Genomic DNA, 25,724 nt, shown 5'->3' with positions numbered 1-25,724 from the left:
CTCGTGGATTCGGGCAAGAGGTGAGGCCGTACGACGGTGGAGCGGGCGGGGTCAGCTCAGGGCGGGCGCGTCGATCACGGCGAGGGTGCCGCCCAGGTAGGCCGCCCGGGAGGCGTGGCGCTGGATCTTGCCGCTGGACGTCTTGGGGATGGTGCCCGGCCGGACCAGGACGACGTCGCGCACCGACAGGCCGTGGGCCTCGCCGATCGCGCTGCGGACGACGTCGGTGATCTTCTCCGCCTCGCCTGCCGAGTCGGGGGCGATCTCGGCGACGACGACGGGCTGCTCGCCGTCCGCGCCCGCACCCGAACCGGCCCCCGCGTCTCCCGCGCCGACGTCTCCTGCCTCGACGGAGAACGCGGCGGTGCAGCCGGGGCGCAGGGCCGGGTGGGCCATCTCAGCCGTCAGCTCCAGGCCCTGCGGGTAGTGGTTGCGTCCGTCGATGACGATGAGGTCCTTCAGGCGGCCGGTGACGAACAGCTCGCCGTCGCGCAGGAATCCGAGGTCGCCGGTGCGCAGGAAGCGGCCGTCGTGGCCGGTCAGGGCGGCGCGGAAGGTCTCACGGGTGGCGAGGGCGTTGCGCCAGTAGCCCTTGGCGACGCTCGCGCCGCGCACCCAGATCTCGCCGACCTCGCCGTCGGGCAGTTCCTCGTGCCGTTCGGGGTCGGCGATGGCGACGGTGACGTCGGGGCCGGGGCGTCCGCAGCCGACGGCCGCGGCGTCGGCCTGGCCGGAGTGCGGGCCCGTTTCGGAGGCCTGGAGCACGGCGGGCGGGGCGGTGACCGTGCTGCCGGTGACCATCAGGGTGGCCTCGGCCAGGCCGTAGCAGGGGTAGAGGGCCTCGCCACGGAAGCCGGCGGGGGCGAAGGTGTCGGTGAAGCGACGCAGTGTGGCGGCCCGGACCGGTTCGGCGCCGTTGAAAGCGACCTTCCAGCTGCTGAGGTCCAGTCCGTCGAGGAGTTCGGGCCCGGCGTGCTTGAGACAGAGCTCGTAGGCGAAGTTGGGGCCGCCGCTGGTGTGCGGGCGGTAACGGTCGATCGCGGTCAGCCAGCGCCGGGGCTGCTGGAGGAAGTGCAGCGGGGAGAAGAGGGTGGCGGTCACGCCCAGGTAGACCGTGTTGAGGACGGGGCCTATGAGACCCATGTCGTGGTACACGGGCAGCCAGCTGACGAACATCTCGTGGCCGTACTCCGCGATGGTGTCCGGCGTGTGGCCCATGCGCTCGGTGATGACCCGCTCGTTGGCCAGCAGGTTTCCGTGGGTGACCATCACGGCGCGCGGGGCGGAGGTGGAGCCGGACGTGTACTGGAGGAATGCCACCGAGTCGGCGGTGAGGTCCGGCTCGCGCCAGGAGGCGGCCGCCTCGTCGGGGATGTCCTCGGTGACGACGAGGGTGATGTCGGCGAGGTCGGGCAGGTGTTCCACCATGCCGGACAGGGCCGTGATCACCTCGCGGCCGCCCAGGATCACCTTGGCATCGGCGTCGGCGATGAGCCGCTTCATCCGGGTCAGGGCGCGGTGGTTCTGCGCGCGGCCCTGCGGCGGGACGCCCGGTACGGCGACGACGCCGGCCGCGAGGCAGCCGAGGTAGCCGCAGATGAACTCCGGGCCGGGCGGGTAGAGCAGCATGGCGCGGCTGCCGGTCAGTCCCCGCTCCTGCAGCCAGGCCGCGACGGCCCGGGACCGTTCGGCGAGACGGCCGTACGAGATCTCCTGGATCTCACCGTCGTGGTCGCCGGTGACGAGGTACCGGAAGGCGGTCCGGTCGGGATGGTGCGAGGCGTGCGTGGTCAGCAGATCGACCAGGGAACGAACCATGTGGCGAGTCACACCTGTCTGGATCGATGGGTGAGGAACTGGAGTTCGAGGGGCGCGTGATGACAACGCGCAGACGCCCCGGTCGGCCCGGCCCCCTTGCCAGGCCTTCCGTCTCGACAACCCGCCGAGGAGCTGTGGCGCTGGTCCGCCTACTCCTCGCGCCCCCCGTTCGGCTTCCTACCGGCGAGTAGCACCTTAGCAAGCCCGTTCGGTCCGACGAGCCGAACGAAAGTAAACCCTATGTGTCCAACAGGTGGTTGAAGAGGTGACGAACCGCCACGGGTCCGCCACCGCGCCCGCCGCAGACGAAAGCCCGGACACCTCCGCTTCGTCGGTGTCCGGGCCCCTGCGGGAGGGCCTGGGAGAGGGCTTGGTCAGCCGCCGTTCAGCCGCCTGCGCAGCAGCGTCTTGCCCAGTTCGGCGCCCTTGCGGCTGTCCGCCTGAGCCTTGCGGAACAGGTCGGCCACCTCGGTGTCCTTGCCGCGCTCCGCGTCCTCGATGTAGCTCTCCAGGCGCAGCGCGTTGCTCAGGCATGCCTCCACGTACCAGATCAGGTTGTAGTCCTTGTCCGGCGTACCGGTTGCGTGGCCGGCTTCCGTGCCACTGGTCATTCTGGCCTCCTCCGGCGTTGTCGTTCCTGGCCTCGCCGAGTACCCGCCGCCCGAACGGGCACACACCCGACCCCGCAGGAGTCCGGCATCCGCGCCAACTCCCGTAGGTTGTATGGCAATTGAGACAGTCGATGCAGAAGCGATCAGAGTCCCGGCACTTTCGAAGCGAAGTATCGATCGACCGTGCGAGATCGGTCGATGACGGTGTGTACTGTGCTCCGAGCGCCTCGCCGCAAGGCCTCGGAAACAGCCCTGCCCGACTGCCCCCGACCCGACCCCCTGGGAACCGACTCGATGATCGAAATACCGGACCTGGCGACCGGCGGTCTCACCGTCGGCATCCTGTCCGCGCTCGCCCTGGGCGGCGGGCTGCTGCGCGCACAGCGGCAACAGGCCAGGCAGCATGCCGAGATCGCCGCGTTAAGACGCCAACTCAAGGGCGCGGCCGAGGTGTTCACGGCCGAGGTCGAGCATCTCGCGGCGCGACGCGTCCCGGCCGCCGCCCGGCAGCCGGCACATCCGCATGTCGCCGTGCCGGGTCCGCTGCGTCCGCAGACGGCGGGGGCACCGCTGGGCCGCGCGCTGGAGCAGGTGCTGGCCGGGCTGCACACCGAGCTGGCCGCGCAGCGCACCCGGATCGACGCGGCCGCACAGGCCGGCATGCGCGGGGCGACGCGCGAGATCCAGGCGGGCCTGTACCGGCTGCAGGACGCGTTGCGCGGGCTCCAACAGAAGTACGACGACCCGGAGTTGACGCAGACACTGTTCCAACTGGACCACGAGAACGAGCAGTCGCTGCGGCGGGCGCAGGTCGCCGCCGTGGTGTGCGGAGCCTGGGTCGGACTGGCCCGCGAGGAGTCGCATCTGGTGGACGCGGTGACCGGCGGCCAGGCCCGGCTCGCGGGCTACCACCGGGTCCGGGTCCACAATCACCTGACGGCCGGGACCGGGCTGGTGTCGCACACCGTGGAGCCGGTCGCGATCATCGTCGCCGAACTCCTCGACAACGCCCTGCGGCACTCCGCGCCGGACACGGATGTCGTGGTCAACCTGGAGCATGTGCATCACGGCGCCTGCGTCACCGTCGACGACGCGGGTCTGGGCATGACCCAGGACGAACGCGCCCGGGCTCAGCGGCTGGTGGCGGGCTCCGAGCCGATTCTCCTCACCGAACTCGGCGATCCGCCGCGCATGGGGCTCGCCGCGATCGGGCAGCTGACCCGGCAGTTCGACCTGAGCGTGGACCTGTCGTCGCCCTCGCCGTACGGCGGGGTGCGGGCGGTGCTGCGGGTCGACAGCCATCTGCTCAGCCGTATCGACCCCGACGAGCGACCGCCCGCGGCGAGCGCGCCACGCTCCACCCGCACGTCCGCCCGGGACGCGGAGTCCCTCGACGTACGGGGCGAGGCGTCCAGCACCTCGCACGGATACGGGGCCGAACACGACGCCGCCGCCTCCGGTGCCGTATCCGGGCATCACGCCCCGCGCGACACCGGGGGTCTGCCACAGCGCCGGCGCCGTACGAGGGTGGCCGCCGCGGCGAGTGACATGCCCGCGCCGTCGCCTGCCGTACGCCGCCCGGAGCAGGCCGCCGCCGCGCTGGGTGCGCTGCAGGCGGGTACCGCCGCCGCGCGCTCCGCGGCCGACGAGCGCACCGGCGACACCTCCACCGCCGTATCGGAAACCGCGGCGAACGACACCGATCAGACCGACCATGAAGGGGGAACGGCTCGATGACCAGCCGCGATGTGGGAGACACGGCGTGGGTGCTCGAACCGATCCTGCAGGTGCCGCACGTGGTGGCCGCCGTGCTGCTCACGCGGGACGGACTGGTGACCGGGTACACGGACGCGCTCACCCGGCCCTCGGCCGAGCGGGTGGCCGCGATCACCAGCACCGTGCAGGGGGCGTGCCGTACCGCGGCGGCCGCGTTCGCCGACCGGGAGCGGGCGGAGGTGCGGCAGGTCGTCATCGAGTCGGACCACGGTTACGTACTGATCGTGCCGACGGACCACGGCACATGCGTGGCCGCGTACGGGGACGAGGAGGTGCGCCTGGATCTGCTCGCGCACCGGGTGCACTCGCAGGTGGCCCGGCTGGGCGAGAAGGCGATGGCCGCCGCGCCCCGAGGTGCCGACGGCGACGCTCCGGCATGACCGGCCGCCGTGCCGGCCGCCCCCTGGTTCCCGCGTATCTGTCGACCGGCGGCGTGGCCCGGCCCAGCCGGCCCCATCTGGAGCGGCTGTCGGTGCTCACCGGCGTCGGCACACCCGCCCCCGCCGATCTGCCCGCCGCCCAACTCGCCCTGCTGGACGCCCTGGACGACGGTTCGCTGACAGTCGTCGAGGCCGCGGCGCTGCTGCGGTTGCCGGTGTCCGCGGTGCGCGTCCTGGCGGCCGAACTCATCGACCGGGACCTGGTACTGGCCCGTGCGCCGATCCCGCCCGCCGGACGCTTCGACCCCGACCTGCTGAAGAGAGTGGCCGATGGCCTTCGCGCCCTCAAGCACCACTAGCCGTACCGTCAAAGCAGTTGGTGAGACCTCTGATGCGGCCGCCGGCATTCACCTGCCCGACACCGCTCTCGACCTGGTCAAGATCCTGGTCGCCGGCCCCTTCGGCGTGGGCAAGACGACGCTGATCGACTCGGTCTCCGAGATCCGGCCCCTGCACACCGAGGAGCCGCTCAGCGAGGCGTCCGCGCAGGTGGACGATCTCGCCGGGGTGCGGGACAAGTCGACGACCACCGTCGCCGTCGACTTCGGCCGGATCAGCCTGCCGGGCGGGGTCGTGCTGTATCTGTTCGGCACGCCCGGGCAGGAGCGGTTCCGGGCGCTGTGGGACGACATCGCCTACGGCGCGCTGGGCGCCCTGGTCCTGGTCGACAGCCGTCGGATCGACGCGTCGTTCGACGTGCTGGGGCTGGTGGAGGAGTCGGGGCTGCCGTACGCCGTCGCCTTCAACGCCTTTGCGGACGCGCCCCGCCACTACACGGAGGAACAGCTGCGCGCCGCCCTGGACCTGGACGCGGACTCGCCGATGGTGACGTGTGACGCACGGGACGCCGACTCGTCCCTCGACGCGCTGCTCGCGCTGGTCCAGTACCTGATCAACCGTCACGCTCCGGAGGACCGGTGACCGCCCACTCCCCCGACCGGCAGGCCTTCTCCCGCTCGGCGCCCGTGCGCCTGTGGGAGGACGCCTTCGCGCTGGATCCGTACCCGTATTACGAGGCCCTGCGCGCCCAGGGCCCGGTCGGCTGGGGCGAGTTGGCGCCGGGCGTGCCGGCGTATGTCGTCACCGACCGGCGCGCGGCGCTGGATCTGCTGCACGACACGGACACGTTCTCGCACGACCCGCGGCCGTGGGAGTCGACCGTCGCCGACGACTCGCCGGTCCTGGGCATGATGCGCTGGCGGCCCAACTCGCTGTTCGCCGACGGCGCGGCCCATGTCCGGTACCGCACCTCGCTGATCGACACCTTCGACCGGATCGAGCCGCACGACCTGCGGGCGCGAGTGCACCGGGCGGTGCGGGTGCTGGTGGGCCGGTTCGGGCCGAAGGGCGAGGCGGATCTGGTGGGCGAGTTCACGCGTCCGCTGATGGCGTTGGTCTTCAACAGCCTCTTCGGGCTGCCGGACAGTCACAGCGACCGGCTCCACGTGGCGCTCGGCAAGATGATGGAGGGCGGCGCCGAAGCGGCCGAGGGCGAGGCGGAGTACGGCGGTTACATCCTGGAGCTGATCGCGGCCAAGACGGAGCGGCGGGGCGACGACCTGCCGAGCCGGCTGCTGGACCACCCTGCCGGGCTCACCTCGGAGGAGGTCACCTGGCAGGTGTTCCTCACCCTCGGCGCCGGCCACGAGCCCACCGCCAACCTGGTGTCGAACGCGCTCTCCCGCATCCTCGGCAACCCGCTGTACTACTCCACCCTGACCAGCGGTGCCCGTCCCGTGACGGACGCGGTGGTGGAGGTGCTCCACCACGAGACACCCCTGGCGAACTACGGCATCCACTACGCCCGCACACCCGTGTCCTTCCACGGCACGTGGATCAGGGCCGCGGTGCCGGTGGTCGTCTCCTACGGGGCGCTCACGTGCTTCGCCGAGCGGGAGATCACCAGCGGCCGCCACCCCAGGGACGCCTCGCACCTGTCCTGGTCGGCGGGCCCGCACGCCTGCCCGGTCCGGCAGCACACGCTGCTCATCGCCACCGAGGCGATCGAACGGCTCACCCAGTGGCTGCCCGACCTGGAGCCGGTCCTGCCCCGCGAGCGCCTGACCTGGCGGCCCGGCCCCTTCCACCGCTCCCTGACCGCCCTGCCCGTCCGGTTCAGCCCCCGCTCCCCCGACCAGCCAGGAGTTCCGTCGTGACCGTGACCGACCGCATCGACCGCGTCGCCATCGACCCCTTCGGCGCCGACATCCCCGGCGAGAGCGCCCGACTGCGCGCCCTCGGCCCGATCGTGCCCGTGGAGCTGCCCGGCTCCATCCCCGCATGGGCTCCCACGGGCTACGACACCCTCAAGGAGCTCATCCTCGACCCGCAGGTCAGCAAGGATCCGCGACAGCACTGGCGACTGTGGCCCGAGATTGCGGAACACCCCTCCTGGGCCTGGATCCTGGGCTGGCTCGGGGTGGTCAACATGCTCTCCACCTACGGCGCCGACCACACGCGGCTGCGCAAGCTGGTCGCGCCGAGCTTCACGCAGCGGCGTACGGAGATGATGCGGCCACGGGTGGAGGCGATCACCACGGAGTTGCTCGACGCGCTGGATGACGGCAGCTCGGTCATCGACCTCAAGGCCGGGCTCGCCCACCCCCTGCCGATGCGGATGATCTGCGAACTGTTCGGTGTGCCCGAGGAGTTGCGGGAGGACACCGGAGCGCTCATCGCGGCCATCATGGACACCTCCGACCCGAGTCCGGAGCACGCCGCGTTCGTGCAGCAGCAGATCGGTGCGGTGCTGGGGGCGCTGATCGCCCACCGCAGCGAGCACCCCGGGGACGATCTGACGACCGAGCTGATCCGGGTGCGCGACGAGGACGGCGACCGGCTCAGCGACGAGGAGTTGCTGTACACGCTGCTGCTGGTGATCGGTGCCGGTTTCGAGACGACCGTCAATCTCATCGGCAACGCGGTCGTCGCCCTGCTGACGCACCCCGAGCAACTGGCCGCCGTACGGTCAGGGGAGATCGGCTGGGACGCGGTGATCGACGAGACGCTGCGGGTGCACCCGTCGATCGCGTCGCTCCCCCTGCGGTTCGCCGTCAGCGACATCAAGGTCGGGGACGTGACCATCGCGGCCGGGGACGCGATCATCACGACGTACGCCGCCGCCGGGCTGGACCCGGTGCGCTACGGGCCGGACGCGGCCGGCTTCGACGCGTCGCGCGGGGCCGACGACCATCTGGCGTTCGGGATCGGGGTGCACCGGTGCATCGGCGCCCCGCTCGCTCGCGTGGAGGCCCTGACGGCGTTGCCCGCCCTCTTCGACCGCTTCCCGGACCTTCGGCTTGCCGTCGGTGAGGACGAGTTGCGTCAGGTGCCGTCGTTCATCGCGTTCGGCTGGCAGGAGATTCCGGTGCGGTTGCGGGCCTGAACGGCCGGAAGCGGGGACGCGACCGGTCCCCCGTTCCGGTCGTGCCCCCGCGGCGAGTCGAACTTACGTCTACGCGGGCAGATTGGGTATCGCATCAATGCCCGCTGCGGCGCCCGTGGGACTCACCTGTGCACAGGTGAGTCCGGAAGGCCCGGTTTCGCCCCGTGCAGCGCGGGCTGATCCAGGTCGCCCACGACGAGATGGGCCAGGACGACCTCGTACAGGTCGCTGCCGCCGGCGAGGAGTTGCCGTTCGAGGACGGGTTCCGCGCTGCGGACGTGCTCGCGGACGGTCTGGGCGTGGACGCCGAGGGTCTGCGCGGCGCGTTCGGCGTTGCCGCCCTCGGCGATCCAGGCGCGCAGGGTGCGGCGCAGGTCCCGGGTGTCGTCCTCCAGGCGGGCGAGGAGTTCCCGTGCCCAGGTGCGCATGGCGGGCCCGGACAGCAGGTCGTGCAGCGAGGTGTGGGCCGCTGCGGAGGAGCCGGTGTCGGCCGGTGCGTCCGCCAGGCTCACCTGGCTGTTGAGCGCCAGGTGGACCACGGCACGGGCGGTCAGGTCGGCGAAGTCCGTGCGCAGGAGGGCTTCCACGCGTTCCATGCGGGCGCGGACGGTGTTGCGGCTGACGCCCAGCACCTTGGCCGCGTTGACGGCGGTGAACTCCAGGCCCAGCCGGGTGGTGGCGAGCAGTTCGGCGCGGGTGTGGTGCGGCAGGGTGTCGAGCGGGTGCAGCAGCCGGGCCGTCCAGCCGCGCAGTGCCGCCGGGTCGGTCAGGCGCTCGGGGTGGGTGCGTTCGGCGTAGACCGCGGCCTTGTCCGGGCGGAAGTGCGCGACGGCGAGGGCACTGACGGCCTGGCCGTACGCGGTGGCCGTGCGGGCCAGGCTCTGCCGGGCGCTGCCGCCGAGGAAGGTGCGGGGGCGTGGGCCGATCAGCGAGCGCAGTTCCTGGGCCTCGGCCTCGCCGGGCGTCACGACGATGACGTGTTCGTCGACCGCCGGGCAGAGCACGACCAGCGCCCGTTCGCCTGTCGCGTCGATGCACTCCCCGGCCAACCGGTCCCGGTCCTCGGCGGTGCCCTCGACGACGTGGACGCAGGCGGTGTCGGTGTCGAGCAGTCCGGGCCACAGTCCCGCGGCCACCCGGCGTGCGGAGACGGTGTCCTCCACCATCAGCAACTGCAGGATCGCCAGGCGCAGATCGGACGTCGCCCTCTGCAGCCGGCGTCCGGCGGCGGTCATCTCGCTCGCCTTGAGCAGGAGTTCGATCACCTGGACGGTGTGCGTGACGATGTCGGAGGTGCGCCGGTCGAAGGGGGTCTCGCGCGACACCGCGAGGACGCCGGCCGACGGCCGGTTCGGGTGCGCCACCCTGACCAGGCGCAGGTGACGGCCCTGGCCCTCCCAGGCGGCGGAGGCGATACGGCCGGCGGTGACGGCCGCGACGAGGTGCTCGTCCAGGGTCGCGCGTATGCCGCCGAGGAGCGTTCCGGTGTCGTCCTGCAGCGAGGCGGTGCCCTGCACGGCGTCCGCGAGCCAGGCGACGACCCGAGGGATGTCCTGCCCGGTCGGCCGCAGGTGGTCCAGCAACTCCTCCGCCCACACCGAGGCGTCGACGTCCCGCCCGCCCGCCTGACGGACCCCGCCCTCTCTGCCAGCCACGTCGGCCTTCACCTCGTCCTGAACCTTATTCACGACATACCGCTCGGACGTTACCTCACCCGTGCAGGGCGGTACGCCGAGGTACGCATCGGGGGCGGGTTCCCAGGGGCGCGACGGTCATCCCCCGAGGCCCTGAGCCCGCTCCCGACCGCACTCTTGACCCCGCCTCACATCGACGCGTAGAACATTCCCCAGGCAGAAAACGTTTACCGCACGCATCCTCCGCCCGGATCGAGCCGTGCACCGACGCGGCGCTCAATGGAGAGGCCCCTTCCAAGATGATCACGTCACAGGACCGGGAAGAGCTCGCGCCGGACGGAGTCGGCAGCCCGGGGGCACTGTCGCGCCGGGGGATGCTCAAGGGCACGGCCGTCACCGCCGGTCTGGCCGCGGCGGGGGTCGGCGCCGCGCGGCCGGCCCACGCGGCGGATGACGCGGCCGTCGTGCGGGAGTCGGTCGACGCGACCGCGCGCATGGGCGGCAACGCCATCACGATGTCGGTGGTGGACGGAGCGCTGCGGTGGTCCGCCCGGCACAACGGCAGGACGGTGATCGACACGTCCGTCCTGGGCCTCAGGCTGAGCGACGGGACCGTCCTCGGCGACGACGTGACGGTGACCGGTCACCGGCAGCGGACCACCCGCACCACCTGGACCCCGGTGTACGGGCGCAACGCCACCGTCACCGACCTCTACCAGGAGCAGCGTTGGGACCTGCGGGACAGCGCCTCGGGGATCGGCTTCGGCGTCCGGATCCGCGCCTACAAGACCGGTGTCGCGCTGCGCTACGTCCTGCTCGGCGAGGGCACCGCGACCCTCTCCGACGAGCTGACGACGTTCGTCTTCCCCGACGACACCACCGTCTACAGTGCCCGCGACGAGAACGCCTACCTCCCGGTGGAGCCGGGCTCCATCCCCGTCACCGGCACCTCGACCACGGACAACGGCCCCCTGACCGACCTGCCGCTGACCGCGACCCTCGACGACGGGCTCATCGCCTGTATCTGCGAGTCCTCCCGGCTGAACTTCCCGCGCCTGATGCTCGGTTCGGTCGAGGGGCAGCCGCGCGCCCTCTCCGCCTTCCTGATGGAGCACACCGCCCGCGGCACCGGCCCGGTCGAGACGACCAGCACGGTCACAACCCCGTTCGCCACGCCGTGGCGCGCGCTGGTCATCGGTTCCACCCACGCCGAACTGGTCGACAACGCCGAACTGGTGCTCAACCTGGCCCCGCCCAGCGCGCTGACCGACACCTCGTGGATCAAGCCGGGCAAGGTCTTCCGCTGCGAGCTCAGCACCGCCGCCGGCCTCGCGGGCGTCGACTTCGCCGTGGCCCGGGGCCTTGAGTACATCGAGTACGACGCCGGCTGGTACGGCCCCGAGTTCACCACCCCCGACGCGACCAAGCCGATCGCCGCCATCGACCTGCCGTCGGTCATCTCGTACGCCACGAGCAAGGGCGTCGGCGTCTTCCTCTACGTCAACCGGCTCGCGCTGACCGACGCGGACTCCCTCTTCGGCCTCTACAAGAGCTGGGGCGTCGCGGGCATCAAGCTCGGCTTCATCAACGACGGCACCCAGACGATGACCAACCAGATCACCGACTGGGCCGAGGTGGCCGCCAAGTACCGGTTGCTGATCGACATGCACGACGACGTCCGGCCGTTCGGCTACGAGCGCACGTACCCGAACTACATCAGCCTGGAAGGCGTCCGTGGCAACGAGCAGTTCCCGACCGCCACGCACAACGTGACGCTGCCCTTCGCCCGCAACATCGGCGGCCCGATGGACTACACCATCTGCTACGGCCAGTCACGCGACAAGACGACCAACGCCCACCAGATGGCGATGGCCGCGGTGTACTACCAGCCCCTCAACTTCCTCTTCTGGTACGACAAGCCGTCCAAGTACGCCAACCCCGCGAACTGGCCGGGACTGCCCTGGTTCAACGCCATCCCCACCACCTGGGACGAGAGCCGGACCCTGGCCGGGTCGATCGGCGAGTACGTGGCGGTCGCCCGCCGGGCCGGCGACACCTGGTACCTCGGGGCCATGACCAACGAGACGTCCCGGACGCTGTCGCTCCCCCTGTCGTTCCTGGGCGGCGGAACCTACACGGCGACCGTCTACGCCGACGGCACCCCGGGCACCAGCCCGTACCGGACCCCGGTCGTGGTCAGCACCCGGATCGTCACCGCGGAGACCACGCTGAGCGTGGCCATGGCCCCGGCGGGCGGCCAAGCGGTGGTCCTGACACCGAGCTGACGACACGGTTTGGGTAAACGTTTTCCCCGGCGCACGGCCCACGTGGGCCAGTACTTCTCCGATCCACGGGCTCACAAGGCCAAGCCGGGTGCAGTAACGTCGGAGCCGTGACGGACGAGGAAGAAGGTCCACCCGGCGGCCCCGGAGCGAAGAAGGCGAAGCGGAAAGCACGATCGGCCGACCGGCCGAGCACCATCCGTGATGTCGCCGCGAAGGCCGGTGTCTCGGTAGCAACCGTTTCCCGGACCCTGGCGGGCAACTATCCGGTGTCCGCGGAAACCAGGCAGCGCGTCATGGCCGCCGTCGACTCCCTTCACTACGTCGTGAACGTCCACGCCAAGGCGCTCTCCGGACGCGTCGCCGGCCCCATCGCCCTCGTCCTCCAGGACATCACCGGGCCGTCACTCGCCCACGTCGCCGCCGGAGTGGAACAGGAGGCCGGGAGCCGGGGGCGCCTGAGCCTGGTGTGCTCCACCAAGGGCGACACAAAGCGGGAGGACGACCTCGTCCAGCTCATGCGGGAACAGCACGCGGCGGCGGTCGTCCTCGTCGGCGGCACAGTGCCGGACGACGCCTATCACCGCCGGATGGCCGGCTACGCCAAGGCGCTGGACTCCGCGGGTTCCCGGCTGGTGCTGTGCGGCCGGCCGCCCCTTCCCGAGGGCGTGCCGGCGACGGTGGTGGACTACGACAACCGCGGCGGCGCCTTCCAGGCCACGGCGCACCTGCTGACGGCCGGCCACCGGCGCGTCCTCTTCCTCGGCGGCGCTCCCGGCTTCAGCAGCGCGGAGGAGCGCCGCCTCGGTCACCAGGACGCCCTGCGCGCCCACGGCACGCCGTACGTGGAGGAGCTGGACACCGCCGGGGACTACACCCGGAAGTCGGGCTACCTGCGCACCCGGGATGCGCTGCGCGCGGGCGTCGAGTTCACGGCGGTCTTCGCAGGGTCCGACGTGGTCGCGTTGGGGGCGCTGGCGGCCCTGCGCGAGGCCGGTCTGCGCGTCCCACGCGATGTCTCCGTGGTCGGCTTCGACGACGTCCCGTTCGCCGCCGACCTGACCCCGGCCCTCACCACGGTCCGCGTCCCGTACGAGGAGCTGGGCCGCACCGCCGTACGCCTCGCCCTGGAACGCGAGGTGGGTTTCCCGTCCGACAACCACGTCGTGTTGAGCACGCAGTTGGTGATCCGGGATTCGGTGCGTACGGCAAGCTGAGAACGGCGGTCGTGGGCGGTCACAGCAAGGCCGGCGCCCCGGGCCGAGTCAATAGGGCAACGGCCTTGCTGCGAGGGCGCCGACGGGCGAGGTCAGTGCGCTGGAAAGAACACGGTGAGGCGTCCCCACGCCGCCATCGTGACCACCACACACGGAACAATCCACCACGGCCGTAGCCAGCCGCATGCGACAGCCGGCACAGCGACCGGTGCGGTGAGCGACGCGAAGGCGAGCCCGATCTTTCCGAACAGCCGGATGTGGTCGAAAGCCTGGTGGTCCCAGGGCCCGAGCGGATGCGACAGGTAGGCGATACCGGTGGCGGCTCCTGCCACGAGGCAGCCGATGACCAGCAGGACCGCGCACACGACGCCTTTGGCCCGCGACACCTGTGACGTCTGCGACGCCTGCGACACGGTCATGATTCGAGTGCCCGCTTCGCGTCGTCGACGCTCTTGTCGAATTGACGACCGTATGCCTGAGCGTGATCGCTCCGGTAGTAGGGGCCACCGTTGTAGCGTGCCGCGAGCTCTTGCATCTGCTCCCTGGTCATCTGCTCCGGCGGCACGTCGGCGAACTCGCTCTCGGCCTTGACCTGGGCCAGGTACTCCGATGCGATGTAGATGTTCTGGCCCGGGTTCTTGGTCGCGTTGACCACCTCCTCACGCTGTGCGTCGGTGAGGTTCTCCGGGTCGTAGCCGAGCACTTCGGCAGACCGGCGCACCTGAATCGCGATCGGCCCCATGGAGGTCTGATCCGCCTCTCCCACGCCGGGTACGTGTCGACGGACCCCGTAGGCGGCCTCGTCGATCCAGGAAGGGTCACCTTCGACTTCCATCCAGGCAATGCCCGCCAACATCTCAGGGGGCAGCCCGGAGTTGTGCGCGGCATCGCTGATCAGCGCCTTGTTCCCCGAGATGTACGTGCGGCGGCCGGCGTCGTCGTCGGACGGCAGATACAGGTAGTGGTCCTGCGCACCGGGCAGGTGCGCGAGCCTGTCCCGTATGCGCCGCAGGGCCGGCGAGACCGAGGTGTCGCTCGACACCCCGGGGATCGAGTCGATCTTCACGCCAGTGCCGGGAAGCTGTGTGTTCGGGTTGCGGCTTGCGTCGCTCACTTCATGGCGCAACGCGTCTACGGCGCCGGTCAGCAGGGCGGGGTAGGTGCTGTCTCCACCACGGAAGTCCGGCAGAGACCGCAGAGCTGCCCGTATCTCGTGCACGCAGTCCTCTCGGGCCGCGGACTCCACACGCTGGGCGTCGCCGTAGTGGTTCTTGGTCGCGTTGTAGTAGTGCTCGGCCTCGTCGCGGATCGCGTCCGCGTTGACGGTGAGTTCTGCCGCCCAGTCGAGGAAGCCGGTCGTGCCGCGCAGGTCCTCCCACTGATGCAGTGCTTCGGCGGCCCGCGCTGTGGGAGTGAGTGCGACAGCTTCACGGGACATCACCTCGGCCAGACGGTCTTCTGTGGCCTGCCCGCTCTCGAAGTGCCCCTTGGCCTGCTCGACAGCCGTGGCATAGTCGTCCAACGCCTTGCGTACGCGCCTGAAGGCTGCCGACAGGTGCTCCGCCAGGTCGAGTGCTTCCCTCAGCCGCTTGGTGTAACGCTCCCGGTGTGCACTCTCCCACTCGACCTTCCCGGCCTTGCGGAAGTCGTCGTCACACGAAGCCAGGAGGGTGTGAAGGCGGCCGTACTCGGCTGCGGTCCGTTCGATCAGCTGCGGGTTCGACGCGTCGAGGAATTCGACGTCCGCGCGGTAGGCCATGGCGCTCACCGGTCCTCGGGCGCGACGTAACGCCCCTTGTCGAGCAGGTCGTCCATCGCACGCTGCGCGCCGGCGTCGGCCTTCATGTAGGCGTTTCCCGTCGATTGCAGCTTCGTTGACAGGGCGGACAGCAACGTCACCAGGTCCCCGTACTGATCCCGCGCGTACCGAGCGAAATCCTCGACGGCTTCGGCCACTTGGGGATGCGAGCGCGGCACGCGGCACTGCGTGGCGTTCTCCCCGTCCATGCGCCCGGCGTACAGCAGTCCGGCCAGCTCGTTCAAGAGATGCGAACTGCCGTCGATGGACTCGGCTCGGGCCGAGAACCCTTCAGGTCCTGCAGTCATCGTTCCCCCGAGGTTGACAATGATCGCGAACGTGAGCATGCCAGTTGCGGGTGCAACTTGTCACGTCACCTCAACCTCACCAACCGATCAAGGATGCCGGGCCTCCCCGCGGACCGCGGAGCGGCCCTTGCCGACAGCACCACACGGCTCACCGCCTCCCCGAACCGACGCGCGCCGCGCGCTTCTGCACCCGCGTGTTGGCCGAACACGCGCCGACGCCGGTGGCCAAGCGGGCGCGGCGGCCGGGCGGGTCGCGGTGGTCGCGTTCTGTCGTCCCGGGCGTGATCAGCGAAGGAAGTCGGTGACGAACCGTGCTCGCTCTGGGGGCTATGGATACGGCGGCTGCGGTCCAAGCCTGATCACTCTGTCCTTGGTTCAGCGCGGCGCACTCGCCGCGGTCAGGAACAGCCCGTCGGTCTCGGCACGCGTGCTCACGCGTGCCGGCATTGGAGGAACAGGCTCCTTCGGTCGGTCCGATGAGCAGGGGCAGGATCGCCGCCCCGGTGAAGACGCCGCCATACCTCTCGACGTCTCCCATCGGGTCGGCCTGATCGCGGTGCGGGGCCGAGCCCTCCAAGTGGGTCACCAGGACACCGCGGTCGAGGGGGCTGGAGCCATGGTCCGGCGGCTCCGCGTGCGGACCCGAAGGAGAAGCGGTCCTTGAAACGCGTCGAGGAGCCGGTCGTACTCCGGCTCGGCCGACCCGGAGTTCCGCGGCTCCTTGCGACATGGCCCGCGGGACATCGCCGCGCACGTGTTCGTCGTACGCCGTCGGCAGTGCGCCATCCGCCTCTCGTGCTTCCCTCCCCCGGCCGAACCACGGTCATGGTGTTGACGCCGCATCCCATGTGCGAGCCAGTCGGCCGCACTCCCCGGGTGTAACCGCCCCCGCCTGCGCCGCCGGCAGCGCGTCCAGGGCATAGGCTCGGTGAATGGCGAAGTACTTCGACGTGCACCCCGACAACCCCCAGCCGCGCACCATCACCCAGGTCGCCGACAGCGTCCGCTCCGGTGCGCTCATCGCGTATCCGACGGACTCCTGCTATGCGCTGGGCTGCCGACTGGGCAGCCGTGACGGCATCGACCGGATCCGGACCATTCGCCGACTGGACGACCGGCACCATTTCACCCTCGTCTGCCAGGACTTCGCGCAGCTCGGCCAGTTCGTGCTGGTCGACAAGGACGTGTTCCGCGCGATCAAGGCGTCGACGCCCGGCAGCTACACCTTCATCCTGCCCGCGACGAAGGAGGTGCCGCGCATGCTCCAGCATCCGAAGAAGAAGACGGTCGGCGTGCGCATCCCCGCCCACGTCGTCGCCCAGGCGCTGCTCGCCGAGCTCGGGGAGCCGCTGCTGTCCAGCACGCTGCTGCTGCCCGACGAGGACGAGCCGATGACCCAGGGCTGGGAGATCAAGGACCGGCTGGACCATGTGCTGGACGCGGTGGTCGACTCCGGGGACTGCGGCACCGAGCCGACGACGGTGATCGACTTCTCGGGTGGCGAGGCCGAGATCGTGCGGAAGGGGGCGGGCGACACGTCCCGGTTCGAGTGAGAGGGGCCGAGGTGGGGGTGGGTCGCGGCACTCTCAGGGGCGCGTGCCACGATGATCTCGACCCGGCCCCTCCCACGGGCCGGCCCTCGCCGACGTCCCCACGCAGAGAGGCACGTCCCAGCCATGACCGCCGTACAGGGAAACGCCGTCGACATCCCCACCGAGGACGGCACCGTCGACGCCTATCTGGCCCACCCCGCTGACGGGGAACCCCGTCCGGCGGTCCTGCTCTACATGGACGCCTTCGGTCTGCGGCCCCGGCTCAGGGAGATGGCGGACCGCCTCGCGGAGGCCGGGTACACGGTGCTGGTGCCCAACGTGTTCTACCGTCACGGGCGCGCTCCGGTGGTCGAGTTGCCGGAGTTCATCGATCCCGGCGCCCGGCCGGAGATCTTCGAGAACATCATGCCGATCATGCGGGCGCTGACACCCGACCTCGCGATGCGGGACGCCGGCGCCTATCTGCGCTGGCTGGCCGAGTGCCCGGTGGCGGCCGACGGTCCGGTGGCGCTGACCGGCTACTGCATGGGCGCGCGGCTGTCCCTGCTCACCGCCGGCACGTTCCCGGACCGGGTCGCGGCGGCGGCCGGATTCCACGGCGGACGGCTGGCGACGGAGACGCCGGACAGCCCGCATCTGGTGGCCGGGCACATCACCGCCGAGCTGTACTTCGGCCATGCGGACCAGGACCCGTCCCTCCCGGTCGAGCAGATCGAGCGCCTCGAGACCGCGCTCACCGAGGCGGGGGTCCGGCACCGCTGCGAGGTCTACCCGGGTGCGGGGCACGGGTTCACGCAAGCCGACACCTCCGCGTACAACGCCGAGGCGGACGAACGGCACTGGGCGGCGCTGCTCGATCTGCTGAAGCGGACGTTCTGAGCCGCTCGGGCACTCAAGTGGCTCTGCGGAGACCGGCCCTGCGCCGACCCTGACCCCGGCGCGGCCACTGACGCGCCCTCAGCTGACGGGCGCGCCGAACCACTTGGGCAGCCGGCCGAGCAGGTCCTGCTCGTCTTCGCCGACCCACGCCACGTGGCCGTCCGGCCGCAGCAGCACCGCGGGCAGGTCCAGTTCCTCACTGACGTCGACGACGTGGTCGACCCGGTCGGCCCAGCCCGACACCGAGAGCCGGCCCGTCTGGTCGAGCAGCAGTCCGCGGCCGTCGTGCATCAGCTCGTAGAGGCGACCGCGCTTCAGGGTGATGTCCCGCATGCGCCGGCCGAGCAGTTCATGGCCGTCGCCGAAGTCGTAGCGGACCCCGATCGCGGTGATCTTCTCGATCAGGAAGCGGTTCACGTCCTCGAAGTCCATCAGCTGCGCCAACAGGCGGCGCAGTGACTGCGTCCCCGGGTCGGTGGACAGCAGCTGCATCTGCGCGCGGGTGTTGTGCAGCACGTCGGCGGCCACCGGGTGCCGTTCGGTGTGGTAGCTGTCCAGCAACCCCTCCGGTGCCCAGCCGGCCACCTCGGCGGCGAGTTTCCAGCCGAGGTTGAACGCGTCCTGGATGCCGAGGTTGAGCCCCTGTCCGCCGGTCGGCGGGTGGATGTGCGCCGCGTCGCCGGCCAGCAGCACCCGGCCGACCCGGTAGCGCTCGGCCTGCCGGGTGGCGTCGCCGAACCGGGACAGCCAGCGCGGTGAGTGCACGCCGAAGTCGGTGCCGGCGGCCGCCCGGAGCTGTTTCCTGAACTCCTCGAGGGTCGGCGCGACCGAGCGGTCCTCGGTCACCCCCTCGGCGGGCACGACGACGCGGTACACCCCGTCCCCCATGGGTCCGAGGCCGAACCGCTTCTGGGTCTTGCGGACTTCGGTCACCACGGCGGTCACCGTCTCCGGCGGCACGCCCACCTCCATCGCGCCCAGCAGCGTCTCGACCTTGCTGGGTTCACCGGGGAAGCCGACACCGAGCAGCTTGCGCACCGTGCTGCGGCCGCCGTCGCAGCCGACGAGATAGCGCGAGCGCAGCCGCGTGCCGTCGGCCAGCTCGGCACTCACCCCGTCCTGGTCCTGGCTCAGCCCGACCAGCTCGCAGCCGCGCCGGACATCGGCGCCGAGCTCGACGGCACGCTCGGCCAGCAGGCGGTCGGTGAGGGTCTGCGGGATGCCGAGGACGTAGCCGTGTGCGGTGTCCATCCGGTCGGGCCAGGGCTTTTCGATGGCGGCGAAGAAACCGCCGACCTTGTACTGCCGTCCGTGTGCGAGGAACCGCTCCAGCAGACCGCGCTGGTCCATCACCTCGATGCTGCGCACGTGCAGGCCGAGCGCGCGGACATACGCGGGCGGCTCCGGCGCCTTCTCCAGAACGAGCACGTGCACGCCGTGCAGCCGCAGCTCACCGGCCAGCATCAAGCCGGTCGGGCCGCCGCCGACCACGATCACGTCGATCATGTGAACCCCCCATTTGACGATGTCGAATCTCGGCCGGCCCCACCGCGAGCACGCATGCTTCGCGCGCACCCCTGCTTCGCGAATGCCTGATTTCCGCCCGGTCCCGGCTTCGGCCGACGATTCTGCGGCACGACGGGGGCCTTGCCGCAAGGCCCCCTGTGCGCTATATGTTGAGAGTGGCAAGGAGTGGGTGACCTCCTTGCCTTTGCTTTTGCCGGCCTCGCTCCTCCTCGGGCGACGCGCTCACGCCCTCGCGGGTACCGGCCGCCGTACGAGGTAGACGGCCGCGGTCGAGACGAGGACGGCCATGCAGGCGATGAACACCAGCCCCGCGCCCTCCAGGCCGATCGGGCCCGTGAGTACTCCCACGCCGATGACCGGTACCGAGATGCCGGTGTAGGCCACCACGAACAGCGTCGAGATCACCGCCGCGCGCCGGTCCGCCGGGGACGCCTCGGCCACGGCGGCCAGCGCCCCGCGAAACGCCAGCCCCTGCCCGCCCCCGCCGACGAGCGCGCTCGCCACCACCAGCACCATCAGGTCCCACCGCAGCGCCCCGGCGAGCAGCGCCAGCCCGGCGAGGAGCCCGGCGCACCCCAGCGGCAGCGAGCGCCCCACCCCGACCCTGCCGACGGTCAGTTGTCCGGCGGTCGAGGCGAAGAAGGCCAGCGCCACGACCAGCCCGCTCACCGCGTGGCTGTCCACGTCCAGGGACTCCGCGAGGAACGCCGGGCTGACCGACGTGAACACCCCGAACAGCGCGAACCCCACGAAGGAGGCGATCGCCGCGGGCCCGAACACCGCCCGCACCCGCACGGGCAGACCCGGCCGTTGAGGCCGTACGGTGCTCAGCGGCGCCCGCTGCCGCACCGTCTCCGTCAGCCGCAGCAGGACGGCGACGGAGCCGGCCACCGGGGCGAGGTGCACGACGAACGGCAGGTACAGCGGCCAGGCGGCGTACTGCGCGAGCATCCCGGCGAGCAGCGGACCGCAGCCCAGTCCCCCCATGTTGGCCGCCGTCGCCACGAACGTGGCCCGCGCGGTGCCGCCGTGGGGCGCCAGCTCCATCACGTACGCCGTGCCGGCCCCGGTGAACAGGCCCGCGGACAGTCCCGACAGCAGCCGTCCCGCAAAGAGCCAGCCCAGCCCTGTGGCGCACAGGAAGCAGACGGCACTGGCGGCCGCGAACCCCAGGCCGCACAGCAGGACCGCACGTCGTCCCACCGCGTCCGAGGCGTTGCCCACCAGCAGCAGCACGCCGATGACCGCGAAGGCGTACACGGCGTACACGACGGTCACCGTCAGCTCGGAGAACCCGAACTTCTCCTGGTAGAGGGGGTAGAGAGGGGTCGGCAGCGTGGTGCCGGCCATGCACACGGCGAACACCGCCCCGCTGAGCAGACACTCGCGCCACCTTCGGCGATCGCCGTCCATGCCGCCGACGGTAACCCCGTACGCCGCCGCGGTCCGGCCCGGCACGCCACCCGTACGGACTCTCATACGGCTACCGGTGTGCCGGTGGTCCGGCCAGGTGTGCGGCCACGGCCATGACGGCGACGGAGGCCAGGACGATGCCGGCGCCGACGTAGAGCGGCGCCGTGTAGCCGAGGCCCGCGGTGATGGCGACGCCCCCGAGCCACGCGCCGAGGGCGTTGCCGAGGTTGGACGCGGACACGTTGGCGCTCGCGGCCAGCGCCGCCCCGTGGGCGAAGTCGGTGACGCGGGTGATCAAGCCGGGCACGCCGGCGAACCCGAAGAGCCCCATCAGGAACGTCAGCATCACCGACGCCACGGCGCTGTCGGCCAGCAGACCGAACAGGGCCAGGGTGAGGGTGAGTCCGAGGAGGGCGAGGACCAGGGCGCGGTCACGGTCACGGTCGGCCGCTCGTCCGCCGATCAGGTTCCCGACGACCAGGCCGACCCCGTACACCATCAGCAGCCAGGAGACGTCCGCCGGCGAGAATCCGCCGACCTCGGTGAACGTGTAGGCGATGTAGCTGAACGCGCCGAACATGCCGCCATAGCTCAACGCGGTGGCTGTCAGTGTCAGCCAGACCTGCCAGGACCGGAACGCGCGGAGCTGGGCTCGCAGGCCGCTGGGCGGTATCGGGTGTGCGGGGCTCGTCGTCGCTGTCGGCGGCCGCGTCTGGCCGGCGTCCGCCCGGCCGGGAACGAAGGCGGCGATCCCGGCCAGCGCCAGTACGCCGATCACGGTGACCGCCCAGAAGGCCGCCCGCCAGCCCCAACGCTCACCGACCCACGCCCCGAACGGCACACCCAGGACGTTCGCGACCGTCAGGCCGGCGAACATGACCGCCACCGCGCGGGACTTCCTCTCCGGCACGACCAGGCTGCGGGCGACCAGCGAGCCGATGCCGAAGAACGAGCCGTGGCACAACGCCGCGACGATCCGGCCGAGCAGCATCACCGGATAGTTCGGTGCGACGGCGGACAGCAGGTTGCCGATGACGAACAGCGCCACCAGGCCGACCAGGACCGGCTTGCGGGGCAGGCGGGCCGTCGCCGCGGTCAGGGCGATCGCGCCGATCGCGACGCTCAGCGCGTACCCGGAGATCAGCCGGCCCGCTGCCGCCTCGGACACCGCGAATCCCGACGCCACCTGCGGCAGCAGCCCGGCGATCAGGAACTCGGTCAGCCCGATGCCGAACCCGCCCAGTGCCAGCGCGATCAGTCCACTCGGCATCCGGCGCCGTTCGGTGGTGCGCTCGTGCAGGAGGGAGTCCGTCTCCCTGGTCCCGGATTCGCTCATGGTCCCACCCTCACCCCCGTCGGCGGATCCGCCCATGGACAAAGGTCGACGACGCTTGGACGAACGGCCGCGCACACCCGGGTCGGCTCGTCGGAGTGGGTCAGTCACGCACGTGGGCGGGTCCTGCCCTCAATGCCCGGCGCAGGCACTCGGCGAGGCGGGCGGCGATGCTGCCGTCCGGGTCGAGGCGAGGGTTGAAGATCGTGACGTCGAGCCCCACGGCTCCCGGGTCGCTCAGCGCCGTACGCAGCACGCCCTCCAGTTCCTCCCAGGTCAGCCCGCCCGGTTGGCGGTAGTCGACGGCCGGCATGAGCGTGTCGTCCAGGACATCGACGTCGAGGTGGACCCAGAACCGGGCGCCGGGGCCTGCGGTGAGCCGGTCGACCGCCTGGCGCGCTGCCGTGGTGGCGCCGGTGGCGCGCACGTCGTCGAGGTCGATCGCGTGCAGGTGAGGTGGGAGCGGCTGCATCCCGGCCTCGGTCGACTCGGCGGTGTCGCGGAAGCCGAAGGCGACGACGTCCTCGTCCCGCAGCAGGGGGCCGCGGCCTTCGAGGTCGGTGAGCAGCCGAGGACCGCGGCCCGTGGCCAGGGCGAGTTCCATCGAGGCCGCCTCGCCCGTCGGCTCGGCCGAGGGCTGGTAGAAGTCGGTGTGGCCGTCGAGGAACAGCAGTCCATGGCGGCCGCGGCGGCGCAGGGCGAGGAGGTTGCCGAGCAGGATGGTGCAGTCTCCGCCGAGGACGAGCGGAAAACGCCCGGCGTCGAGGACACCGCCGACCGCGTCGGCCAGCCGGACGGAGTACTCCGCGATGCCGTGGGGGTTGAGGATCCCGGTGCCCGCGTCCCGCCTCGGGTCGTACGCCGTTGCTTCGACGCGGCCGGCCCGCACCGCGTCGAGCCCGGCCGGCAGACCGGCGTCGAACAGAGCCTGCGGCAGGTCCTGGACGCCGGACGGCCGCAGCCCCAGCACGGACGGTGCCTCGATGATCGACAGGTTCCGCATGTCCCGACCCTTCGGCTGCCGGACCGCGCCTCACATCCCCCATCTGTGCCACATTCCGGGACCCGGCACCACTTGGGGCCCGGCGCCGGGCCAGGAGCAGCTGTTCCCGGGCCCGGCCCTCGCCTGGCCGAATCTCGCCCCCATGTGACCGAAGTCGACTCACGGTGATGCAGAGTTCAACGGCTACCGGCGGTAAAGGCTTGCTTTACGCACCCTTGACCCGTACACCTTGCATCTCACAACCAGCCGTGACTCTGGGGGGAGTTGGCGCATGCAAGGCACGGTTGACGGGTTCCAATATGGTGCGGTGACGCCGGTGGCGGCCTTTCTGATGGCTTGCCTGGGAGGGGCGTTGGGGCTGCGGTGCATTGTCCGGTCCCTGTTCGACGGACAGTCGTGGAAGCCGGGCTGGCTCGCGCTCGGCGCGGCGTCGATCGGCTGCGGCATCTGGACGATGCACTTCATCGGCATGATCGGCTTCGATGTCGAGGAGAGCGGGATCCGTTACGACACGGGCCTGACCGTCCTCAGCCTCACCGTGGCGGTCGTCGTCGTCGGCATCGGCGTGTTCATCGTGGGCTATCTGGGCGCGGGCAAGGGGGCGCTGACCGGCGCGGGCGTCATCACCGGGCTCGGCGTGGCCGCCATGCACTATTTAGGCATGGCCGCGCTGCGCCTCGACGGCAGCATTCAGTACGACGCGTTCACCGTGGTGCTCTCCGTTCTGATCGCGATCGTCGCCGCCACCGCGGCGCTGTGGGCGGCCGTCACCATCCGCGGTTTCCTGACCAGCCTCGGGGCCAGCCTGATCATGGGTGTGGCCGTCTGCGGGATGCACTACACGGGTATGGCCGCCGTCAGTGTGCATCTGCACGGCACGACCGGCGGGTCGTGGGCCGGTGACTCGCCCACCTCGCTGCTGCTGCCGATGCTCCTGGGGCCGATCATCTTCCTGGTGCTGGCCGGAGTGGTGGTGATGTTCGACCCGCTCCTGGTTCTCGGCGAGGGTCAGCGGGGCCGGTCCGGCGCGCCCAGGAGGGTCGGGGCAAGTGGCGTCCCCGAGCAACGGCCCGGCACCGGCGCCGAGTTGACCGCGCCCGTCGGCGGCCCGCAGCCCCGCCGGAGCCGGGAGCCGTACGCCCACAAGTGGTGACTCGGAGGGGGCGCAGGCCCGACGACTCGCCGGACCCCTCCTCCCCTGCTCGGCATCCACTCGATCATTGTTACGGTGCACCGGTGTCTGACTCCTCACGCGATACCGCCGAAGGCGCCGGCTGGGGCGCCGCCGAACTCGGTGAGTACAGGCGGCTGATGCCGCACAAGGTCGAGAAAATCTCCTGGCTCAACCCCAAGACGCTGTGGGCCGCCCGCAACGGCGTGCTCGCGTCCTGGTTCGGGGACCCCACGGGGCGTACCCGCAGCCGCTGGGTGGCGCAGCGGGCGGCTGCCGGGGCGCCCGCCGACAAGGTGATCCGGCGCGACGACCCGGACAGGTTCTCCTTCCTCGTCATCGGTGACACCGGCGAGGGCGACGACTCCCAATACGCCGTCATACCAGGCCTTGTGAAGGTGGGTCAGGACACGCGGTTCGCGGTCGTCGCCAGTGATGTGATCTATCCGGTGGGCAGCGCCGACGACTACGACACCAAGTTCTTCCGGCCGTACCAGGACTACCGGGCGCCCATGTACGCGATCCCGGGCAACCACGACTGGTACGAGGACCTCGGCGCGTTCATGCGCGTCTTCTGCGACGACGCCCCGCCCCTCGACCCCGAGGCCGCCCCGCGTCCACTCAGCAGGGCATGGCTGCGGTCGCTGCTGTGGCACCGGCCGCGCAAGGGTGACGGCCAAAGCCTCCCAGAGGCACGGAAGTTGAGGTCGGACGCCGCCCAACAGGCGGTCCAGCCGGGGCCGTACTGGGCGATCGACGCCGGGCCGGTGCGGATCATAGGCATCGACACGGGGCTGTTGGGCACCATCGACGCCGAACAGGGCGCGTGGCTGCGCGAGGTGTCCCAGGATCCCCGGCCGAAGATCCTCATCACGGGCCAGCCCCTGTACGTGGACGGTGAGCACCACCCCTGCGCCATCGAAGGGGGCGGCACCGTCGACGAGATCGTCCGTGACCCGGCGCACCGCTATGTCGCGGCGATAGGCGGCGACATCCACAACTACCAGCGCTATCCGGTGCGGGTGGACGGCCGCACCATCCAGTACGTGGTCTCGGGCGGCGGCGGTGCGTTCATGCACGCCACGCACACCATTCCGCGGGTCGACATCGCGAACGTCACCGAGAAGGAGTTCCGCTGCTACCCGCTGCGCGGCGACTCCCTGGCCTTCTACAGCAGGCTCTACGGACGCCGGCTGCGCATGCGCCGCTTCTTCACTCTCACCGAGGCGGAGGCGACGGCCGTCATCGCCGAGCGGCTGGAGATCCAGCCGGGTCGCGCACCGGCCGCGGACGCCCGCCTCACATGGCGCACACGCCTGGTCGCGGGCCTGCTGGGCACCGGACGCCGGCCCGACCGGGCCAAGCGGTTCCGCCTCCCCGTGCGCAAGATCTACACCCAGCTGTTCTCGCCGAGCTCGGCGACCTACAGCCCGCCGTTCTTCAAGTGCTTCCTGCGGCTGGACGTCACCCCGGAGACCGTCCGGCTGCGCTGCTACGCCGCGACCGGCAACCGCGCCCAGGAGGTCGACCCGCCGGTCGAGGACGAGGTCACCATCTCCCTGGTCTGACCTGGGAG

General features: G+C 71.1%; 22 protein-coding genes. 12 read left to right on the top strand and 10 right to left on the bottom strand.

The features are described from left to right. Window positions 1-51 precede the first annotated feature (51 nt). Together QQM39_RS45195 and QQM39_RS45190 are read right to left on the bottom strand one after the other, a co-directional pair. Window positions 52-1,818 carry a fatty acyl-AMP ligase gene (locus QQM39_RS45195; RefSeq protein ID WP_302003380.1) on the bottom strand — a complete coding sequence of 589 codons (1,767 nt, stop codon included), beginning with the start codon at window positions 1,816-1,818 and terminating at the stop codon, window positions 52-54. A gap of 374 nt (window positions 1,819-2,192) precedes the next feature. Beyond that, entirely contained in the window at window positions 2,193-2,429 is a 237-nt protein-coding gene (locus QQM39_RS45190) for a hypothetical protein (protein ID WP_302003379.1), read from the bottom strand. A gap of 294 nt (window positions 2,430-2,723) precedes the next feature. Between QQM39_RS45190 and QQM39_RS45185 the strand changes: the two genes are divergently transcribed. The 6 genes from QQM39_RS45185 to QQM39_RS45160 are packed head-to-tail and all read left to right on the top strand — an operon-like array spanning window position 2,724 to window position 8,030. Continuing rightward, a complete protein-coding gene (locus QQM39_RS45185; protein ID WP_302003378.1) occupies window positions 2,724-4,166 on the top strand; it encodes a sensor histidine kinase in 1,443 nt (480 codons plus the stop codon). Next, a complete protein-coding gene (locus QQM39_RS45180; protein ID WP_302003376.1) occupies window positions 4,163-4,585 on the top strand; it encodes a roadblock/LC7 domain-containing protein in 423 nt (140 codons plus the stop codon). The genes QQM39_RS45185 and QQM39_RS45180 overlap by 4 nt, the downstream gene beginning before the upstream one ends. Further along, window positions 4,582-4,944, top strand: a complete 363-nt coding sequence (locus QQM39_RS45175; RefSeq protein ID WP_302003375.1) for a DUF742 domain-containing protein — start codon at window positions 4,582-4,584, stop codon at window positions 4,942-4,944. Before QQM39_RS45180 ends, QQM39_RS45175 begins: the two co-directional genes overlap by 4 nt. Beyond that, complete coding sequence (locus QQM39_RS45170) at window positions 4,916-5,566, top strand: ATP/GTP-binding protein (protein ID WP_302003373.1); 651 nt, start codon at window positions 4,916-4,918, stop codon at window positions 5,564-5,566. The genes QQM39_RS45175 and QQM39_RS45170 overlap by 29 nt, the downstream gene beginning before the upstream one ends. Beyond that, complete coding sequence (locus QQM39_RS45165; protein ID WP_302003372.1) at window positions 5,563-6,801, top strand: cytochrome P450; 1,239 nt, start codon at window positions 5,563-5,565, stop codon at window positions 6,799-6,801. Before QQM39_RS45170 ends, QQM39_RS45165 begins: the two co-directional genes overlap by 4 nt. Then, a complete protein-coding gene (locus QQM39_RS45160; protein WP_302003371.1) occupies window positions 6,798-8,030 on the top strand; it encodes a cytochrome P450 in 1,233 nt (410 codons plus the stop codon). The genes QQM39_RS45165 and QQM39_RS45160 overlap by 4 nt, the downstream gene beginning before the upstream one ends. 122 nt (window positions 8,031-8,152) lie before the next feature. On the opposite strand, the gene QQM39_RS45155 is transcribed toward QQM39_RS45160, so the two are convergent. Beyond that, the gene (locus QQM39_RS45155) at window positions 8,153-9,685 is read right to left on the bottom strand and encodes a helix-turn-helix domain-containing protein (protein ID WP_302003370.1); all 1,533 of its coding nucleotides are present in this window, start codon (window positions 9,683-9,685) and stop codon (window positions 8,153-8,155) included. A 278-nt stretch (window positions 9,686-9,963) separates the two neighbouring features. On the opposite strand from QQM39_RS45155, the gene QQM39_RS45150 reads away from it, so the two are divergent. Both QQM39_RS45150 and QQM39_RS45145 read left to right on the top strand, forming a co-directional pair. After that, window positions 9,964-11,949, top strand: coding sequence for a glycoside hydrolase family 97 protein (locus QQM39_RS45150; RefSeq protein WP_302003369.1), 1,986 nt, complete (start codon window positions 9,964-9,966; stop codon window positions 11,947-11,949). Window positions 11,950-12,143: 194 nt separating this feature from the next. Next, a complete protein-coding gene (locus QQM39_RS45145; RefSeq protein WP_302003944.1) occupies window positions 12,144-13,163 on the top strand; it encodes a LacI family DNA-binding transcriptional regulator in 1,020 nt (339 codons plus the stop codon). A 92-nt stretch (window positions 13,164-13,255) separates the two neighbouring features. Here the strand turns inward: QQM39_RS45145 and QQM39_RS45140 are convergent, their stop codons facing one another. Genes QQM39_RS45140 through QQM39_RS45130 form a run of 3 tightly spaced genes read right to left on the bottom strand, consistent with a single transcriptional unit; the run spans window position 13,256 to window position 15,308 of the window. Continuing rightward, on the bottom strand, window positions 13,256-13,582 hold the full coding sequence (locus QQM39_RS45140; protein ID WP_302003368.1) for a hypothetical protein: 327 nt from the start codon (window positions 13,580-13,582) through the stop codon (window positions 13,256-13,258). Continuing rightward, window positions 13,579-14,922 (bottom strand): hypothetical protein, encoded by a 1,344-nt coding sequence (locus QQM39_RS45135; protein WP_302003943.1) that lies wholly within the window; start codon window positions 14,920-14,922, stop codon window positions 13,579-13,581. The genes QQM39_RS45140 and QQM39_RS45135 overlap by 4 nt, the downstream gene beginning before the upstream one ends. Before the next feature lie 5 nt (window positions 14,923-14,927). Continuing rightward, window positions 14,928-15,308, bottom strand: a complete 381-nt coding sequence (locus QQM39_RS45130; RefSeq protein ID WP_302003367.1) for a hypothetical protein — start codon at window positions 15,306-15,308, stop codon at window positions 14,928-14,930. 893 nt (window positions 15,309-16,201) lie between these two features. Between QQM39_RS45130 and QQM39_RS45125 the strand changes: the two genes are divergently transcribed. Further along, window positions 16,202-16,822 carry an L-threonylcarbamoyladenylate synthase gene (locus QQM39_RS45125; RefSeq protein ID WP_302003366.1) on the top strand — a complete coding sequence of 207 codons (621 nt, stop codon included), beginning with the start codon at window positions 16,202-16,204 and terminating at the stop codon, window positions 16,820-16,822. A 123-nt stretch (window positions 16,823-16,945) separates the two neighbouring features. After that, on the top strand, window positions 16,946-17,701 hold the full coding sequence (locus tag QQM39_RS45120; RefSeq protein ID WP_302003365.1) for a dienelactone hydrolase family protein: 756 nt from the start codon (window positions 16,946-16,948) through the stop codon (window positions 17,699-17,701). A gap of 78 nt (window positions 17,702-17,779) precedes the next feature. On the opposite strand, the gene rox is transcribed toward QQM39_RS45120, so the two are convergent. The 4 genes from rox to QQM39_RS45100 form a co-directional block, all read right to left on the bottom strand. After that, window positions 17,780-19,207, bottom strand: coding sequence for a rifampin monooxygenase (gene rox / locus QQM39_RS45115; protein WP_302003363.1), 1,428 nt, complete (start codon window positions 19,205-19,207; stop codon window positions 17,780-17,782). Between the two features lie 243 nt (window positions 19,208-19,450). Next, entirely contained in the window at window positions 19,451-20,641 is a 1,191-nt protein-coding gene (locus tag QQM39_RS45110) for an MFS transporter (protein WP_302003362.1), read from the bottom strand. Between the two features lie 70 nt (window positions 20,642-20,711). Next, window positions 20,712-21,911 (bottom strand): MFS transporter, encoded by a 1,200-nt coding sequence (locus tag QQM39_RS45105; RefSeq protein WP_302003942.1) that lies wholly within the window; start codon window positions 21,909-21,911, stop codon window positions 20,712-20,714. A gap of 166 nt (window positions 21,912-22,077) precedes the next feature. Continuing rightward, window positions 22,078-22,977, bottom strand: a complete 900-nt coding sequence (locus QQM39_RS45100) for an arginase family protein (RefSeq protein ID WP_302003361.1) — start codon at window positions 22,975-22,977, stop codon at window positions 22,078-22,080. Window positions 22,978-23,248: 271 nt separating this feature from the next. Between QQM39_RS45100 and QQM39_RS45095 the strand changes: the two genes are divergently transcribed. Beyond that, a complete protein-coding gene (locus tag QQM39_RS45095) occupies window positions 23,249-24,130 on the top strand; it encodes an MHYT domain-containing protein (protein WP_302003360.1) in 882 nt (293 codons plus the stop codon). 83 nt (window positions 24,131-24,213) lie between these two features. Further along, window positions 24,214-25,716, top strand: a complete 1,503-nt coding sequence (locus tag QQM39_RS45090) for a metallophosphoesterase (protein WP_302003359.1) — start codon at window positions 24,214-24,216, stop codon at window positions 25,714-25,716. The last annotated feature ends 8 nt before the right edge of the window (window positions 25,717-25,724 follow it).

It is taken from the genome of Streptomyces sp. DT2A-34 (genome assembly GCF_030499515.1).
In the GTDB taxonomy this organism is placed as follows: domain Bacteria; phylum Actinomycetota; class Actinomycetes; order Streptomycetales; family Streptomycetaceae; genus Streptomyces.
The sequence above is the reverse complement of the archived record's forward strand: the minus strand, read 5'-3'. Positions and strand labels throughout refer to the sequence as shown.